Raw genomic sequence first — 15,561 nt, 5'->3', positions numbered from 1 at the left:
CATGTGGAGCCCCCGGCGCCTTCCCGGCGCCGGGGGCTCCCGTGCCGGGGCCGCCCGCGCGGGACGCCGACGGGACCGCGGCCTCGCCGTGTTCACCCACCTCACGGGCGGGGGCGGCCTCAACACGCGGTACCTTCAGCACTCCAGAGGCAGCGGCAGCGTGGAGGCAGCGGCGTGAACGTGCGAGTGACGGCGGCCCAGAGCGGCGTGGACCCCTTCAGTACCGCCCGGCTGCGGCGCGGGGTGCTCGACGCGTGGGGCGCGGGCCCGGCCCGCTTCCGCGAGGACGCCAACGCCGAGGAGGACCTCGCGCTCGGCGGCTACCGGGACCGGCTGGTCGTCGAGCTGGCGCAGAACGCCGCCGACGCCGCGGCCCGCGCCGGGGTCCCCGGCCGGCTGCGCCTCACCCTGCACCCCGCCGGACCCGACGGCCCCGCCGTGCTGGCCGCCGCCAACACCGGTGCCCCGCTGGACGCGACGGGCGTGGAGTCGCTGAGCACCCTGCGCGCCTCCGCCAAGCGGGACGCGGGCCACGGCTCCGTCGGCCGCTTCGGCGTCGGCTTCGCCGCCGTACTGGCCGTCTCCGACGAGCCGGCGGTGCTCGGCCGCCACGGCGGCGTCCGCTGGTCCCTCGCCGAGGCCCGCGAGCTGGCCCGGGACGCCGCCAACGGCAGCCCCGGCCTCGGTGACGAACTCCGCCGCCGCGACGGCCACGTACCGCTGCTGCGGCTGCCGCTGCCGGCCGAGGGCACCGCCCCCGAGGGGTACGACACCGTCGTGGTCCTCCCGCTGCGCGACGCCGCCGCCGAGGACCTCACCGAACGCCTGCTGTCCGGCATCGACGACGCGCTGCTGCTGACCCTGCCCGGGCTGCGCGAGGTCGTCGTCGAGACCCCGTCCGGCGGGCACCGGGTGCTCTACCGGCGGACCGACGGCCCGTACACCGTCATCGAGGACTCCGCCTCCGGCACCCACCGCTGGCGCACCGTCCGCCACACCGGCCCCATCGAGCCGGCGCTGCTCGCGGACCGGCCCGTCGAGGAGCGGCTGCGGCCCGACTGGACGGTCACCTGGGCCGCGCCCGTCGACGCCGACGGCGCACCCGTACGGCCCCGGACCGCGCCCGTGGTGCACGCCCCGACCCCCACCGACGAGCCCCTCGGCATCCCCGCGCTGCTCATCGCCTCCCTGCCGCTGGACACCACCCGCCGCCACCCGGCGCCCGGTCCGCTGACCGACTTCCTCGTGGAGCGCGCGGCCGACGCGTACGCCGAACTCCTCGGCGCCTGGCAGCCGGTGAGCACCGGCCTGGTCGACCTGGTGCCCGGCCCGCTCGGCAGCGGCCCGCTCGACGGCGCCCTGCGCGCCGCCGTGCTCAAGCGGCTGCCCCGCACCGCCTTCCTCGCCCCGGCCGCCCCCAGCGAGGAGCTGCCGGCGCTGCGCCCCTTCGAGGCCGAGGTGGTGGAGGGCGCGGGCGCCGACACGGTAAGGGTCCTCGCGGAGGTCCTCCCGACGCTGCTGCCCGCCGGGCTGGAGCGGCGCCCCGAGCTGCGCACCCTGGGCGTGGGCCGGCTCCCGCTCGGTGACGCCATCGAGCGGATCGCGGGCATCGAACGCACCCCGGACTGGTGGCACCGCCTGTACGACACCCTGGCCGGGGTGGACCCGGACCGGCTGTCGGGCCTTCCCGTGCCGCTCGCCGACGGCCGTACCGCCATCGGCCCGCGTCACGTGCTGCTGCCCGGCCCGGACACCCCGGCGGAGCTGGCCCGGCTGGGCCTGAAGGTGGCCCACCCGGACGCCGCGCACCCGCTGCTGGAGAAGCTGGGCGCGCTCCCGGCCACCGCGCGGGCCGTGCTGTCGGCCCCGCAGGTCCGGGCCGCCGTGGCCGCCTCCCTGGACGCGGGCGAGGTGTGGGACGAGGACGCGCCGGACCCGGACGAGCTCGCCGACACCGTCCTGACGCTGGTCCGGGCCGCCGGGCTGGCCCCGGGCGAGGAGCCCTGGCTGGGCGCGCTGGCCCTGCCGGACGAGGACGGGGAGCTGACCCCGGCCGGGGAACTGCTCCTCGCCGGGAGCCCGTTGGCGTCGGTGCTGCGGGAGGACGAGGTCCCGTACCTGGACGCCGGGTTCGCCGCCCGCTGGGACGCGGACACGCTGGCGGCGTGCGGGGTGCTGACGGCGTTCCAGCTGGTCCGCGCCACGGACGTGGTCCTCGACCCGGACGAACTGGAGCCCCGCGAGGGGGACTTCGCCGAGCCCGACGACGCGGGACTGCTGGACGCGGTCGACGTGTGGTGCGAGGACCTGCTCGACCAGTTGCCGGACACCCCGGTGCCGCCGGTGGCCACCGAGCTGATCGCCGTCCGGGACCTGGACCTCGTCGACGACGACCGCTGGCCGCAGGCCCTGGCGATGCTGGCGCAGCCGCCGCTGCGCGACGCCCTGACCCAGCCGGTGCGGATCCTGCTCCCGGACGGCACGACCCGGTCGGTGCGCCCGTACACCGCCTGGTGGCTGCGTGACCACCCGGTGCTCGACGGCCGCCGTCCCGCCGGGCTGCGGGCGGCCGGCGGCGATCCGCTGCTGGCGGGCCTGTACACCCCGGCGGACGCGACGGGCTTCGAGGACGAGCAGGTCCTGCGGGCCCTGGGCGTACGGACCTCCGTGCGCGCCCTGCTGGAGGAGCCCGGCGGCGCGGCCGAACTGCTGGCGCGGCTCGCGGACCCGGAGCGCGAGGTGTCGGGGCGGCAGCTGCACGGCCTGTACGGGGCGCTGGCCGACCTGGACCCGGAGCAGGTCACCCTGCCGGACGAGCTGCGGGCGGTGGTGGACGGCGAGGTGGTCGTGGTGGACGCGGCCGAGGCGGTCGTCGCCGACGCCCCCGACCTCCTCCCGCTGACGGGGGGCCTGCCGCTGCTGCCGGTGTCCCCGGCGCGCGCCGCCGACCTGGCGGAGCTGCTCCAGGTGCGCCGCCTGTCGGAGACGGTCCCGGCGGAGGTGAGCACGCCGGGCGAGGAGCACGAGGTGCCGGACGCGGTGCGGGTCCTGCTGGGCCCGTCGGCGCCGGTGACGTACGTGGAGCACGAGGAGCTGGTGGCGGGCGGTACGGAGCTGGACTGGCGGCTCGCCCCGGACGGCGTCCTGCACGCGGCGACCCTGGAGGGCGTGGCGGCGGGCCTGGCCTGGGCGGCGGCCCAGTGGCCGCGCCGCTTCGAGGTGGCGGCCCTGCTGGAGGATCCGTCCCGCACGGCGGAACTCGCGCGGGACAGGTGGTTCGACTAGGTCGTCTCTTCCGGATCTTGCCGGTCAAGCCCGCGTCTTCCGGCGCCGTGCATCGCAAGGCGGAGCGGCTCCCGATTACTGGACGTCCTCGGGTGCCGCGACAACGCGGCGAGGTGCGGTGCCGGGCGGCGCGGGTCAGGCAAGATCCGGAAGAGACACCTAGACGGGTGCGACGACGATGCGCTGCCCGTGCAGGAGGCGCTGGAGGTCGTCGACGTCCGAGGTGAGCACGGTCACCTGGTTGCCGCGTTTCGCCTCTCGTACCGCGACGGCGGCGAGGACCGCGTCGATCGCGTACTTGTGGCCGTGCAGGCCGGCTTCCTTCAGCAGGGAGCGGGCCGCCTCGATGCCCGCGTCGTCGGGGTGGACGACCTGGATCTTCGACATCGCCCAGTCCCAGAGCCGTGCCGCGCTGACCTGACGTGGATCCCACGCCTCCAGGGTCGTGAGCGACGAGGTGATGACCGGGGTCTTGGACTGCCACGCCTTGTTGATGCGGGCGAGCATGGGGCGGTTGCCCCGTACGGTCTTGGACAGCGCCTCGGAGTCCAGGACGATCACCCTGGCCCGGAGGGCCGTCCGGGCTGCGGGTCGTGGCGTCATGCGGCTGCCTTCCCCTGGTCCCGGGCCGCCTCCCCTCCGCGTCTCATCGCGTCGTGCTTGGCGTCCAGCTCTTCGAGCCAGGCGTCGGCGGCGCGCATCTCGTCCTCGGTGAGTTCGCCGTACTCCTCTTGGAGCAGGGTGCTCAGCTCTCCCAGCTTGTCGATCCTGACCTGGTTCTCCACGGCCGCGGTGACGTAGGCGGAGACTCCGCGCTCGTCCACGGACGCCTTGATGTACTCCAGCACCTCGTCCGGCAAGGTGATGGTGACCTTCCTGGTTGCCATACTCCAACTATGGACACCCCGGCAGGCCGCTGTCATCATCCGGAAGGGTCAACCCGCGTCCGCCCCCTTTATGCCGGGAACCGCCGGTCCACCCACCGGAAGGCGAGCTCGATCAGCGATGCGGCCGCCGCCGCGACCGCCACCGCGATCCACGGCATCGTGACCCCCTCCAGCTTGAGCTGGAAGAAGTCCTGGAGCCACGGCACGACGAGGACGACGAGGAAGGCCGCGCCCATCGCGCCGACCAGAGCCACCCGCCACCACGTGTACGGACGGGCGATGATCGCCAGGACCCACATCGAGGTCAGGAACAGGGCCAGCGTCGCCGCGCTGGTCTCGGCCTTCAGGGCGTCCGGGCCGCCGTAGTGGGCGCGGGCGATCAGGTACGTGAGGAAGGTGGCCACGGCGGCGATGGCGCCGCCGGGGATCGCGTAGCGCATCACCCGCTTCACGAAGTGCGGCTTCGCGCGCTCCTTGTTCGGGGCGAGGGCCAGGAAGAAGGCCGGGATGCCGATGGTGAGGGTGGACAGCAGGGTGAGGTGGCGCGGCAGGAAGGGGTACTCGACCTGTGAGCAGACGACGAGGATCGCCAGCAGCACCGAGTAGACCGTCTTGGTGAGGAAGAGGGTCGCGACCCGGGTGATGTTGCCGATGACGCGCCTGCCCTCGGCGACCACCGAGGGCAGGGTGGCGAAGCTGTTGTCGAGCAGCACGATCTGGGCCACGGCCCGCGTCGCCTCCGAGCCCGAGCCCATGCTGACGCCGATGTCGGCGTCCTTGAGGGCGAGGACGTCGTTGACGCCGTCGCCGGTCATGGCGACGGTGTGGCCGTGGGACTGGAGGGCGCCGACCATGTCCCGCTTCTGCTGCGGGGTGACGCGGCCGAAGACCGAGTTCCCGTCGAGGACCTCGGCCATCCCGGCCCGCTCGGCGGGCAGCTCGCGGGCGTCGACGGTGTTCTGGGCACCGGGCAGGCCGAGCTTGCCGGCGACCGCGCCGACGGAGACGGCGTTGTCACCGGAGATGACCTTCGCCTTGACCTTCTGGTCCTCGAAGTAGCGCAGGGTGTCGGCGGCGTCGGGGCGCAGCCGCTGTTCGAGGACGACGAGGGCGGTGGGCCGCACGCCGGTGGTGACGGCGGGGTCGTCGAGCTCGCGCTCGGAGCGGGCCAGCAGCAGGACCCGCAGTCCCTGTTCGTTGAGGCCGTCGATCTCGTCGAGCGCCGGGTCCCCGGCGGGCAGGAGCACGTCGGGGGCGCCGAGCAGCCAGGTGTTGTTCTCGCCGTCGCCCTCGCTGAAGCTCGCGCCGCTGTACTTGCGGGCGGAGGAGAAGGGCAGGGACTCGGTGCAGCGCCATTCGGCGCTGTCGGGGTAGGCGTCGATGACGGCCTGGAGGCTGGCGTTGGGGCGGGGGTCGGATTCGCCGAGGGCGCCGAGGACCTTCTTGACGTACTCCGGTTCCGCGCCGCCGAGCGGGCGCAGCTCGGTGACGTCCATGCCGCCCTCGGTGAGGGTGCCGGTCTTGTCGAGGCAGACGACGTCGACGCGGGCGAGGCCCTCGATGGCGGGCAGCTCCTGGACGAGGCACTGTTTGCGGCCGAGCCGGATGACGCCGATGGCGAAGGCGACGGAGGTGAGGAGGACGAGTCCCTCGGGGATCATCGGGACGATGCCGCCGACGGTGCGGGCGATGGAGTCCTTGAGGTTGGAGTCCTTGACGACGAGCTGGCTGATGATCAGGCCGATGGAGGTCGGGATCATCATCCAGGTGACGTACTTGAGGATGGTGGAGATGCCGGAGCGCAGCTCGGAGTGGACGAGGGTGAAGCGCGAGGCCTCTTCGGCCAGCTGGGCGGCGTAGGCCTCGCGGCCGACCTTGGTGGCGGTGAAGGCGCCGCCGCCGGCGACCACGAAGGAGCCGGACATGACCTGGTCGCCGGGCTTCTTCAGGACGGGGTCGGCCTCGCCGGTGAGGAGGGACTCGTCGATCTCCAGTCCGTCGGCCTCGCCGACGGCGCCGTCGACGACGACCTTGTCGCCGGGGCCGAGTTCGATGACGTCGTCGAGGACGATCTCGGAAGTGGAGACCTCGGCGGTGGTGCCGTCGCGGCGCACGCTCGGTTTGGCCTCGCCGATGACGGCGAGGCCGTCGAGGGTCTTCTTGGCGCGCAGCTCCTGGATGATGCCGATGCCGGTGTTCGCGAGGATCACGAAGCCGAAGAGGCTGTCCTGGATGGGCGCGACGACCAGCATGATCACCCACAGGATGCCGATGATGGCGTTGAAGCGGGTGAAGACGTTGCCCCGGACGATGTCGGCGGTGGAGCGGGAGGAGCGGACGGGGACGTCGTTGACGTCGCCGCGCGCCACGCGTTCGGCGACCTCGGCGGTGGTGAGGCCGCCCGGCCTGAACCGGGGGGCGGGGGGTTTCACCGGGTGGACGGGGTCGAGCTCGGCTCCCGCGTCGATGGCGGCGCCGCCGGCCCGTTCCGGCCCGTCATGGTCGATCCTCGCCCGCTGCGTCATGCTTTCGACGGTAGAGGCGGTTCGAACGCTTCACCCGCCGAGCGGGCGGAAGATCCGACTTCAGGATGACCCGGATCGTCCCGTGGTCGCCCCGTGGTCGGCCTGCGCTCGGCCCGCGGTCGGCCGGCGCTCGGCCCGTCAGGCGTCGTTCTGCGGCCGCACGACGGGTCCGGCCTCGCCGGTGCCGCCGGGCCCGCCGGCACCGTCCGCCCCCTCCGCCCCACCCTCGGCGCGGGCGGCGCGCTCCGCCGCGTGGGCCCGGAGCGCGGCGTCGCGGCCGCGGACGTACCAGATGCCGATCAGGCCGAGACCGCCGCCGGCGGCGCAGGTCCACACCCACCACAGCAGGTCGCGGTCGGCGAACCAGCCGTAGAAGGGCAGCTGGACGAGGAACAGGGCGAACCAGAGGATCGTGCCGCCGGTGATGGTGGCGACAACCGGGCCCTCCAGGGGCTCGGGCGCCTCGTGCTTCGCAGTCCACTTCGCCATGGCGCCAGTCTAGGTGGCGCGTTTTGGGGTCTACGCGCGGAGATGGACTGGGCTTCGTTCATGTGTTCATACTGAAACGGTTTGCCTGCGACCGGATTCGTTCGTATGAACCGCCCAATAGAACCGTTTGAGGACCGCATGAGCACCTCGGCACCCGCCGCGGCCCCCACCACCGGCCTGGACCGGTACTTCAAGATCTCCGAGCGCGGCTCGACCGTCGCCCGCGAGGTCCGGGGCGGCTTCGCCACCTTCTTCGCGATGGCCTACATCATCGTGCTGAACCCGATCATCCTGGGCAGCGCGAAGGACATGTACGGGCACCAGCTCGACGGCGGCCAGCTCGTCACCGCCACCGTCCTGACGGCCGCCTTCTCCACCCTCCTCATGGGTGTGATCGGCAACGTCCCGATCGCGCTGGCGGCCGGCCTCGGCGTCAACACCGTCGTGGCCCTCCAGCTCGCCCCGCGCATGAGCTGGCCCGACGCCATGGGCATGGTCGTACTGGCCGGCTTCGTCGTGATGCTGCTCGTCGCCACCGGCCTGCGCGAGCGGGTGATGAACGCCGTCCCGCTGGGCCTGCGCAAGGGCATCGCCATCGGCATCGGCCTCTTCATCATGCTGATCGGCCTCGTCGACTCCGGCTTCGTCACCCGCATCCCGGACGCCGCGCACACCACGGTCCCGCTCCAGCTCGGCGGCAACGGCCACCTGCACGGCTGGCCGGTCCTGGTCTTCGTGATCGGTGTGCTGCTCACGCTCGCCCTGCTGATCCGCAAGACGCCCGGCGCCATCCTGATCTCGATCGTGGTCATGACCGTGATCGCGGTCGTCGTGCAGCTGGTCGCCGACCTCCCCGCCCTGGCCTGGGGCCTGACCGTGCCGCAGTGGCCGGGCAACCCGGTGGCCGCGCCCGACTTCGGGCTCGTCGGACAGGTCAGCCTCTTCGGCGGGTTCGAGAAGGTCGGCCTGCTCACGGGCATCCTGTTCGTCTTCACCGTGCTGCTGTCCTGCTTCTTCGACGCGATGGGCACCATCCTCGGCGTCGGCGACGAGGCCAAGCTGACGAAGCCGGACGGCACCTTCCCCGGCATCAACCGGGTCCTGCTGGTCGACGGCCTGGCCGTCGCCTCCGGCGGCGCGACCTCCTCGTCCGCCACCACCTGCTTCGTGGAGTCCACGGCGGGCGTCGGCGAGGGCGCCCGCACGGGCCTGGCCAACGTGGTGACCGGCGGCCTCTTCACCGTCTCACTCTTCCTGACCCCGCTCGCCACGATGGTCCCCTCGCAGGCCGCCACCCCCGCCCTCGTGGCGGTCGGCTTCCTGATCCTGGCGGGCTCGGTGCGGGACATCGACTGGAGCGACTTCACCATCGCCGTCCCGGCCTTCATGGCCATGGTGATGATGCCGTTCACCTACTCGATCACCAACGGCATCGGCATCGGCTTCGTCAGCTTCTGCGTGCTGCGCCTGGCCACGGGCCGGGGACGCGAGGTCCCGGCCGCCATGTACGCCGTCTCGGCGGTCTTCGTCTTCTACTACGCGATGCCCGCCCTCGGCCTCACGTAAGGCCGTAGAACTTCTCCGTCTCGTCGACGGCGGCCTTGAACCGCTCGTCGAAGTCATCGCGAATGAGCGTCCGGACGACATAGTCCTGGACGCTCATTCCGCGTTTGGCGGCATGGTGCCGGAGCCGGTCCAGCAGCTCCCCGTCTATGCGCATGCTCAGCACATGTGTCCCCATGCCCGAAAGGGTCGGGCCAGACCGTGCGGACGCGTGTCACTTTCGGCCGCCCTCTCACCCGTACGAGTGAGGGGACGGGATCCCTGAAACCGTTTTTCCTTAGACAGAGTAATGAGTTATTCTAAATACATGCATGACCTCTCCCATGGCGACGACGCCGCCGCCGTGAACGATCTGCGCTCCGCCGTGATGCGGCTGGGCCGGCGCCTGAAGCACCAGCGCGTCGACGAATCGCTCAGCCCGACCGAGATGTCGGTGCTCGGCACCCTCGCCCGCTGCGGCCACGCCACCCCCGGTGAGCTGGCACGGCGCGAACACGTCCAGCCCCCGTCGATGACACGCATCGTCGCGCTGCTGGAAGCCAAGGGACTGGTCACGCTGGAGCCGCACCCCGAGGACCGCCGCCAGAAGGTGGTCCGCCAGACCGAGGAGGCCGAGGCGATGCTCGAAGAGAGCCGTCGCAAGCGCAACGCCTTCCTGGCCGGGCTCGCGGCCGAGCTCACCGAGGACGAATGGGCCAAGCTCCGCGCGGCCGCACCCGTCCTGGAGAAGCTCGCCCACCTATAGGAACGACGCCAGGAGGCGACCGCTTTTGAGTACGGGAACCGGAGCAGACTCCGCACCCGGCCATACATCCACCACTACGCGCACCCCGGGCGGCCGCCCGGGGACACCCCCCGGCGGCGGCCGGGGGACGTTCAGCTCGCTGAGGATCCGCAACTACCGGCTCTTCGCCACCGGCCAGGTCGTCTCGAACACCGGCACCTGGATGCAGCGCATCGCGCAGGACTGGCTGGTCCTCTCCCTGACCGGCTCCGCCTCGGCCGTCGGCATCACCATCGCCCTGCAGTTCCTGCCGATGCTGCTGTTCGGGCTCTACGGAGGCGTACTCGCCGACCGGCTGCCCAAGCGGCCGCTGCTGCTCGTCACCCAGAGCGCGATGGGCCTCACCGGCGTCGCACTCGCCGCGCTGACCCTGGCCGGACACGTCCAGGTCTGGCACGTCTACCTCGCGGCCTTCCTGACCGGCCTGGTCACCGTCGTGGACAACCCGGCACGGCAGACGTTCGTCTCCGAGATGGTCGGCCCCGAGCAGCTCGCAAACGCCGTCAGCCTGAACTCGGCGAACTTCCAGTCCGCGCGGCTGGTCGGCCCGGCGATCGCCGGCGTGCTCATCACCGCCGTCGGCTCCGGCTGGGCCTTCCTGCTGAACGGCCTGTCCTTCGCCGCACCCCTCGCCGGCCTGCTGCTGATGCGCACCCACGAACTGCGCCCCGTCACCCCGCAGCCGCGCGCCAAGGGACAGCTGCGTGAAGGCCTGCGGTACGTCGCGGGCCGGCCCGAGCTGGTCTGGCCGATCGTGCTCGTCGGATTCATCGGCACCTTCGGGTTCAACTTCCCGATCTGGCTGTCGGCCTTCGTCGACGACGTCTTCCACGGGGACGCGGGCACGTACGGGCTGTTCAACACCCTCATCGCGGCCGGCTCCCTCGCCGGCGCCCTGCTGGCGGCCCGCCGGGGACCCTCCCGCCTGCGGCTGCTGGTGACGGCGGCGGTGCTCTTCTCGGTGCTGCTCCTGGTCACCGCGTTCGCCCCCGGCTTCTGGCTGTTCGCGGCGCTGCTGGTGCCGATCGGGATGTTCGGCCTGACCGTCAACGTCGTGGCGAACTCCGGCGTCCAGACGGCCACCGGCCCCGAGATGCGGGGACGGGTGATGGCCCTGTACATGATGGTCTTCACCGGCGGCACGCCCGTCGGCGCCCCGCTGGTGGGATGGATCACGGACACCTACGGGGCCCGCCTCGGCATGGCCTCCGGCGGCCTGATCTCCCTCGTGGCGGCGGTCGGCGTCGCGGTGGTCCTCTCCCGCGTGGGCAACCTCCGCCTGAGCGTGAACCGCCGCGGCATCGCCTTCGTCCCGTCCCCCCGCCGCGAACTGGCCACCGCCGCCTGAGCCGCGGCCCGGGGGGCCACCCGGCGGGGAGGGGGCGGCCCGCGAGGCCGTCCCCGCTTCCCCGCCGTACGCCGTTCCGCGCGGGCCCCGCGCCGGGCGGTGCGGGGGCCGGGCCGGGGATAGGGTCGCAGGCGTGAGACTGTTCGCCGCCGTACTGCCCCCCGCGGGCGCCGCCGCGGAACTGCGCGCCGCGCTAGCGGACGCTCCGTGCCCCGAGGGGCTGCGGTGGACCGGCGAGGCGGGCTGGCACTTCACGCTCGCCTTCATGGGCGAGGTCCCCGACCCCCTCCTCCCCGACCTGTACGCCCGCCTCGCCCGCGCGGCACACCGCAGCACCCCCTTCCCGCTCCGCCTCCACGGCATCGGCCACTTCGGTGACCGCACCCTGTGGACCGGCGCCGCCGGCGGGCTCGACGCGCTGCGGCTGCTCGCCGAGCGGGCCCACGCCGCCGCCCGCCGCGCCGGGGTCCCCATGGAGGACCACCGCCGTTACACCCCGCACCTCACCCTCGCCCGCGGCCGCCCCGGCACCGACCTGCGGCCCTGCCTCAACGCCCTCGCCGGCTTCGAGGGCACCCCCTGGCAGGTCGGCACCCTCAGCCTGGTCCGCAGCAACCTCCCCACCGCCGGGGTCCCCGGCGAGCAGCCCCGCTACGAGGTCGTCGAGGCCTGGCCCCTCTCGGGCTGAGCCCGGCCAGACCGACGGAGCCCGGCTGAGAGCCCCGGCCGATCCCCGGCCAATCCCGGCCGAAACCCCCTGATACCGGCCGCGAGCCCCGCCGCGAGCCCGGCGTTCCGGCACGGTTCATCCCCCGGCAGCCCGCACTTCGGGGCGCGGAATCCGGATTCCGGTGAAACAGAAGCAGTAGAGGCGATCCCGGCATGCTCCGGACACGTATCCGGCAAGCCGCCCGCTGACGCACGCACGCACCGCACCACCGGTCGCCCCGCCACCACCCCGCGGGGCGGCCCGGAGTCCCTCCGGCCACCCTCGAAGGAGTCCCCGTGCCGTTCACCGAGCCGACCACGGCCCCGCACACGACGACGACCGCGCCCGCCACCCCCGCGCGCGTCGCCACCCGCCGCAGGCTGCTGATGTGCCGGCCCCGGCACTACGACGTCACGTACTCGATCAATCCCTGGATGCACCCGGAGCACAGCACCGACCCCGCCCTCGCCGTCCGCCAGTGGGAGCGGCTGCGCGACCTGTACCGCGAACTGGGCCACTCCGTCGAGGAGATCGACCCCGTCGAGGGCCTGCCCGACATGGTGTTCGCCGCGAACGGCGCCACCGTCGTCGACGGCAAGGTCTACGGCGCGCGGTTCCGGCACGCGCAGCGCACCGCCGAGGGACCGGCGTACCTGGGCTGGTTCCGGCGCCGCGGCTACCGCGAGGTGCTGTGGCCCGAGTACGTCAACGAGGGCGAGGGCGACTTCCTCACCGTCGGCCGCCGGCTGCTCGCCGGCACCGGCTTCCGCACCGACCCGCGCTCGCACGCCGAGGCCCAGGAGTTCTTCGGCCTGCCGGTGACGAGCCTGACCCTCGTCGACCCGGAGTACTACCACCTGGACACGGCCCTGGCCGTGCTCTCCGACGACGAGGTCATGTACTACCCGGCCGCCTTCTCCGAGGGCAGCCGGGCCGTGCTCCGCACGATGTTCCCCGACGCGATCCTCGCCACCGCCGAGGACGCCGCGGTCTTCGGGCTGAACGCCTTCTCCGACGGCCGCCACGTGCTGCTGCCGGAGGCGGCGACCGGCCTGATGGCCCAGCTCAGCGCGCGCGGCTTCGAGCCGGTGGGGGTCGGGCTCTCCGAACTCCTGAAGGCGGGCGGCAGCGTGAAGTGCTGCACCCTGGAGCTGCGCGACCGCTGAGTCACCACCGACGTAGTTTCCGGAAAGGACCGTTGTGACCTCTGCGACCGCGATCGCGGACAGCCACGCCCGCCTGCTCTGCCTCCTGGCCGACGCGGGAGCCGACTACCGGCTGCTGCGCCACTCCCCGGAGGGGCGTACCGACCTCGCCAGCCTGATACGCGGCCACAGCCTGGAACAGGCCGCCAAGTGCCTGGTCATCAGGGTCGCGCTGGGACGCAAACAGCGCCGCTACGTGATCGCCGTGGTGCCGGGCCACTGCCGCGTCGACCTGGAGGCGGTACGGGACGAGTACGGCGGCACGAACGCCTCCTTCGCCGTCCGCGAGGTCGCCGAGGAGCTGACGGGCTGCGTCAGCGGTTCGATCATGCCGGTGAGCTTCGACCCGGCCGTGGAGGTGGTCGTCGACCCGGCGCTGCTGGAGCACGAGGAGATCTGGTTCAACGCGGGCCGCCTCGACGTGTCGGTGGCCCTGCGCACCAGCGGCTACCGGGCGCTGGTACGGCCGAGGACGGCCCGGATCAGCGAGGAGCCGGCACTGGTGTCGGCGTCGGCGTCTACGCCCGTACCTGTGCCTTCTGCGGTGAGTGGCTGAGGGTGACGTAGAGGTACTCGTCGAGCACCTTGGCCAGCGGCAGCCCGGGCCGGCCCAGCCCGGCGGTGAGCGCGTCCTCGTCGAGGCCGCTCTCCGCCAGCGCGGCCCGGGCCCAGGCCCGGCCGGTGCGCAGGTGCCGGCCGAAGGCCCGCTCGTCGCGGCCGCCGTGCAGGCGGGCCGCGATGGCCGCGTCCCAGGGCATGACCGTGCGCGGGCGCAGCGCGAACAGGGCCTTGGCGGCGGCCGTCGGGCCGAGGGTGCGCCGGCCCAGCGGCAGCGCGGCCAAGTCCGCGTATGCGGCCGCGAGCACGCCGATCTCCCGGTCGGTCAGGGCCGCGAGCGGGGCGGCGGGCAGCACGTGCCGGGCCCACCAGGCGTCGAGGCCGGCTCCCAGCGGGTCCGGTTCGCCCTCGCGCGGGTAGCGGATGCGGCAGCCCCAGGCGTTGAGCCAGCGGTGCAGGGCGGTGCGGTGCGCGGCTCCGGAGAGGTCGAGGCCGGGGGCGGTGTCCGCGACGAGCGCGTGCCAGCTGCGGTCCACGCCGGGGAACTCCCCGAACACCGCGGCGGCGGCCCGCAGCCGGTCGAGTCCGGGCGCGGGCGGCAGGGCGTCCTCCAGGTGCGCGCGGGCCACCTTGGCCGGTACGCACATCCGCCAGGCGTCGGTGACGAGCTCGCCGAGTTCCGCGGTGCCGAGGGCGGCCATGCGGGCGTGCACCCAGTGGTAGCGCATGTCGCCCGCGCCGGGCAGGGAGAACTTCTCCGGTTCGGAGGCGACGAGCGCGGCCCGCTCCTCCTTGGGGAAGGCGAAGCCCAGCTCGGTCTCGTCGCGGGAGAGGGCGAGGTAGACGATCCGGCCGATGCGGAACTTCACCCGGTCGCGGATGAGGTGCTCCTCGGTGCGCGGCAGGGCGAGCGCGAGGCGCCGTACGTCGTCGACGGTGACCATGACGGAAGTCTCGCAGCCCCCGGCGGGGGGCGGGGGCGGGAGGGCGTTAGTCTCGACGGGTGGACCCGAAGACCAGGAACCGTGTCATGGCCGGTGTGCTCGTGTTGATGTTCGTCGTCGTGGCGGTGGCGGCCGCGGTGGGTCAGTAGCCCGTACGCCCGCCGCCCCGCGCACGCCCGTACCCGCCCGCCCCGCCCGCGCTCGCAGCGCCGGCGGGGCGGTGCCCGTCGGGGGTGCGGCGGTTACCAGGCGAAGGCCTCCGGGGCGGGGCCCGGTCCCGGGAAGATCTCGTCGAGGGAGCGCAGCAGTTCCTCGGAGAGCTCCAGTTCCAGCGCGCGCAGGGCGCTGTCGAGCTGCCCGGCGGTGCGCGGGCCGACGATGGGTCCGGTGACGCCGGGCCGGGTCAGCAGCCACGCCAGCGCCGTCTCGCCGGGCTCCAGGCCGTGCTTGTCGAGGAGGTCCTCGTACGCCTGGATCTGCGCCCGTACCGCGGTGTTGGCCAGGGCGTCCGCGGAGCGCCCGGAGGCGCGGCGGCCGCCCTGGGCCTCCTTCTTGATGACGCCGCCCAGCAGCCCGCCGTGCAGCGGGGACCAGGGGATGACCCCGAGCCCGTACGCCTCGGCGGCCGGGATGACCTCCATCTCGGCGCGCCGCTCGGAGAGGTTGTAGAGGCACTGCTCGCTGACCAGGCCGAGCGTGCCGCGCCGGGCGGCCGTCTCGTTGGCCTGGGCGATCTTCCAGCCGGGGAAGTTGGAGGAGCCCGCGTAGAGGATCTTGCCCTGCTGGACCAGGACCTCGACGGCCTGCCAGATCTCCTCGAACGGGGTCCGGCGGTCGATGTGGTGGAACTGGTAGAGGTCGATGTGGTCGGTCTGGAGCCGTTTGAGGCTGGCCTCGACGGCCCGGCGGATGTTCAGCGCCGACAGCCGGTCCTCGTTGGGCCAGGTCTCGCCCTCGCGGGACATGGAACCGTAGACCTTGGTGGCGATGACCGTCTTGTCGCGGCGGCCGCCGCCCTGGGCGAACCAGGTGCCGATGATCTCCTCGGTGCGGCCCTTGTTCTCACCCCATCCGTACACGTTGGCCGTGTCGAAGAGGTTGATTCCCGCGTCCAGGGCCGAGTCCATGATCGCGTGGCTTTCCGGCTCGCCCGTCTGGGGGCCGAAGTTCATGGTGCCGAGTACGAGGCGGCTGACTTTGAGACCGGTGCGTCCGAGCTGCGTGTACTTCATGGGCCACTAGCCAACTGCTTGGAGTGCGCTCC

At 73.1% G+C, this 15,561-nt stretch carries 14 protein-coding genes; 7 read left to right on the top strand and 7 right to left on the bottom strand.

Going from position 1 to position 15,561, the window contains the following annotated elements; genetic code table 11:
• Positions 1 to 174: 174 nt before the first annotated feature.
• Positions 175 to 3,285, top strand: coding sequence for a sacsin N-terminal ATP-binding-like domain-containing protein (locus ACZ51S_RS32675; protein WP_468962875.1), 3,111 nt, complete (start codon positions 175 to 177; stop codon positions 3,283 to 3,285).
• 159 nt (positions 3,286 to 3,444) lie between these two features.
• Here the strand turns inward: ACZ51S_RS32675 and ACZ51S_RS32670 are convergent, their stop codons facing one another.
• From ACZ51S_RS32670 to ACZ51S_RS32655, 4 genes are all read right to left on the bottom strand, one after another.
• Positions 3,445 to 3,888: a hypothetical protein gene (locus ACZ51S_RS32670; RefSeq protein ID WP_468803700.1), complete on the bottom strand. Its 444-nt coding sequence runs from the start codon at positions 3,886 to 3,888 to the stop codon at positions 3,445 to 3,447.
• Positions 3,885 to 4,172 (bottom strand): CopG family transcriptional regulator, encoded by a 288-nt coding sequence (locus tag ACZ51S_RS32665; protein WP_468479397.1) that lies wholly within the window; start codon positions 4,170 to 4,172, stop codon positions 3,885 to 3,887. Before ACZ51S_RS32665 ends, ACZ51S_RS32670 begins: the two co-directional genes overlap by 4 nt.
• A gap of 68 nt (positions 4,173 to 4,240) precedes the next feature.
• Positions 4,241 to 6,697, bottom strand: a complete 2,457-nt coding sequence (locus ACZ51S_RS32660) for an HAD-IC family P-type ATPase (RefSeq protein ID WP_468962873.1) — start codon at positions 6,695 to 6,697, stop codon at positions 4,241 to 4,243.
• A 138-nt stretch (positions 6,698 to 6,835) separates the two neighbouring features.
• Positions 6,836 to 7,186: a DUF2530 domain-containing protein gene (locus ACZ51S_RS32655; protein ID WP_468962871.1), complete on the bottom strand. Its 351-nt coding sequence runs from the start codon at positions 7,184 to 7,186 to the stop codon at positions 6,836 to 6,838.
• A gap of 138 nt (positions 7,187 to 7,324) precedes the next feature.
• Here ACZ51S_RS32655 and ACZ51S_RS32650 point away from each other — a divergent pair, with 138 nt between their 5' ends.
• Entirely contained in the window at positions 7,325 to 8,752 is a 1,428-nt protein-coding gene (locus ACZ51S_RS32650) for an NCS2 family permease (protein WP_468479400.1), read from the top strand.
• Here the strand turns inward: ACZ51S_RS32650 and ACZ51S_RS32645 are convergent.
• Positions 8,745 to 8,927 carry a BrnA antitoxin family protein gene (locus tag ACZ51S_RS32645; protein ID WP_249767154.1) on the bottom strand — a complete coding sequence of 61 codons (183 nt, stop codon included), beginning with the start codon at positions 8,925 to 8,927 and terminating at the stop codon, positions 8,745 to 8,747. The genes ACZ51S_RS32650 and ACZ51S_RS32645 overlap by 8 nt on opposite strands.
• 129 nt (positions 8,928 to 9,056) lie before the next feature.
• Here ACZ51S_RS32645 and ACZ51S_RS32640 point away from each other — a divergent pair, with 129 nt between their 5' ends.
• The 5 genes from ACZ51S_RS32640 (at position 9,057) to ACZ51S_RS32620 (ending at position 13,351) form a co-directional block, all read left to right on the top strand.
• A complete protein-coding gene (locus ACZ51S_RS32640; RefSeq protein ID WP_361602399.1) occupies positions 9,057 to 9,494 on the top strand; it encodes a MarR family winged helix-turn-helix transcriptional regulator in 438 nt (145 codons plus the stop codon).
• A gap of 25 nt (positions 9,495 to 9,519) precedes the next feature.
• The gene (locus ACZ51S_RS32635) at positions 9,520 to 10,881 is read left to right on the top strand and encodes an MFS transporter (protein ID WP_388942225.1); all 1,362 of its coding nucleotides are present in this window, start codon (positions 9,520 to 9,522) and stop codon (positions 10,879 to 10,881) included.
• A 133-nt stretch (positions 10,882 to 11,014) separates the two neighbouring features.
• Complete coding sequence (thpR, locus tag ACZ51S_RS32630; RefSeq protein ID WP_468962869.1) at positions 11,015 to 11,569, top strand: RNA 2',3'-cyclic phosphodiesterase; 555 nt, start codon at positions 11,015 to 11,017, stop codon at positions 11,567 to 11,569.
• A 317-nt stretch (positions 11,570 to 11,886) separates the two neighbouring features.
• Positions 11,887 to 12,756, top strand: coding sequence for a dimethylargininase (ddaH, locus tag ACZ51S_RS32625; protein ID WP_468479403.1), 870 nt, complete (start codon positions 11,887 to 11,889; stop codon positions 12,754 to 12,756).
• Positions 12,757 to 12,790: 34 nt separating this feature from the next.
• The gene (locus ACZ51S_RS32620; protein WP_468479404.1) at positions 12,791 to 13,351 is read left to right on the top strand and encodes a YbaK/EbsC family protein; all 561 of its coding nucleotides are present in this window, start codon (positions 12,791 to 12,793) and stop codon (positions 13,349 to 13,351) included.
• Here ACZ51S_RS32620 and ACZ51S_RS32615 read toward each other — a convergent pair.
• Together ACZ51S_RS32615 and ACZ51S_RS32610 are read right to left on the bottom strand one after the other, a co-directional pair.
• Positions 13,314 to 14,297, bottom strand: a complete 984-nt coding sequence (locus ACZ51S_RS32615; protein ID WP_468479405.1) for an MmcQ/YjbR family DNA-binding protein — start codon at positions 14,295 to 14,297, stop codon at positions 13,314 to 13,316. The two genes, ACZ51S_RS32620 and ACZ51S_RS32615, sit on opposite strands and share 38 nt — an antisense overlap.
• 242 nt (positions 14,298 to 14,539) lie before the next feature.
• A complete protein-coding gene (locus ACZ51S_RS32610) occupies positions 14,540 to 15,529 on the bottom strand; it encodes an aldo/keto reductase (RefSeq protein ID WP_468803697.1) in 990 nt (329 codons plus the stop codon).
• Between the last annotated feature and the right edge of the window lie 32 nt (positions 15,530 to 15,561).

This window comes from Streptomyces sp. NPDC034043 (genome assembly GCF_055575675.1).
The sequence above is the reverse complement of the archived record's forward strand: the minus strand, read 5'-3'. Positions and strand labels throughout refer to the sequence as shown.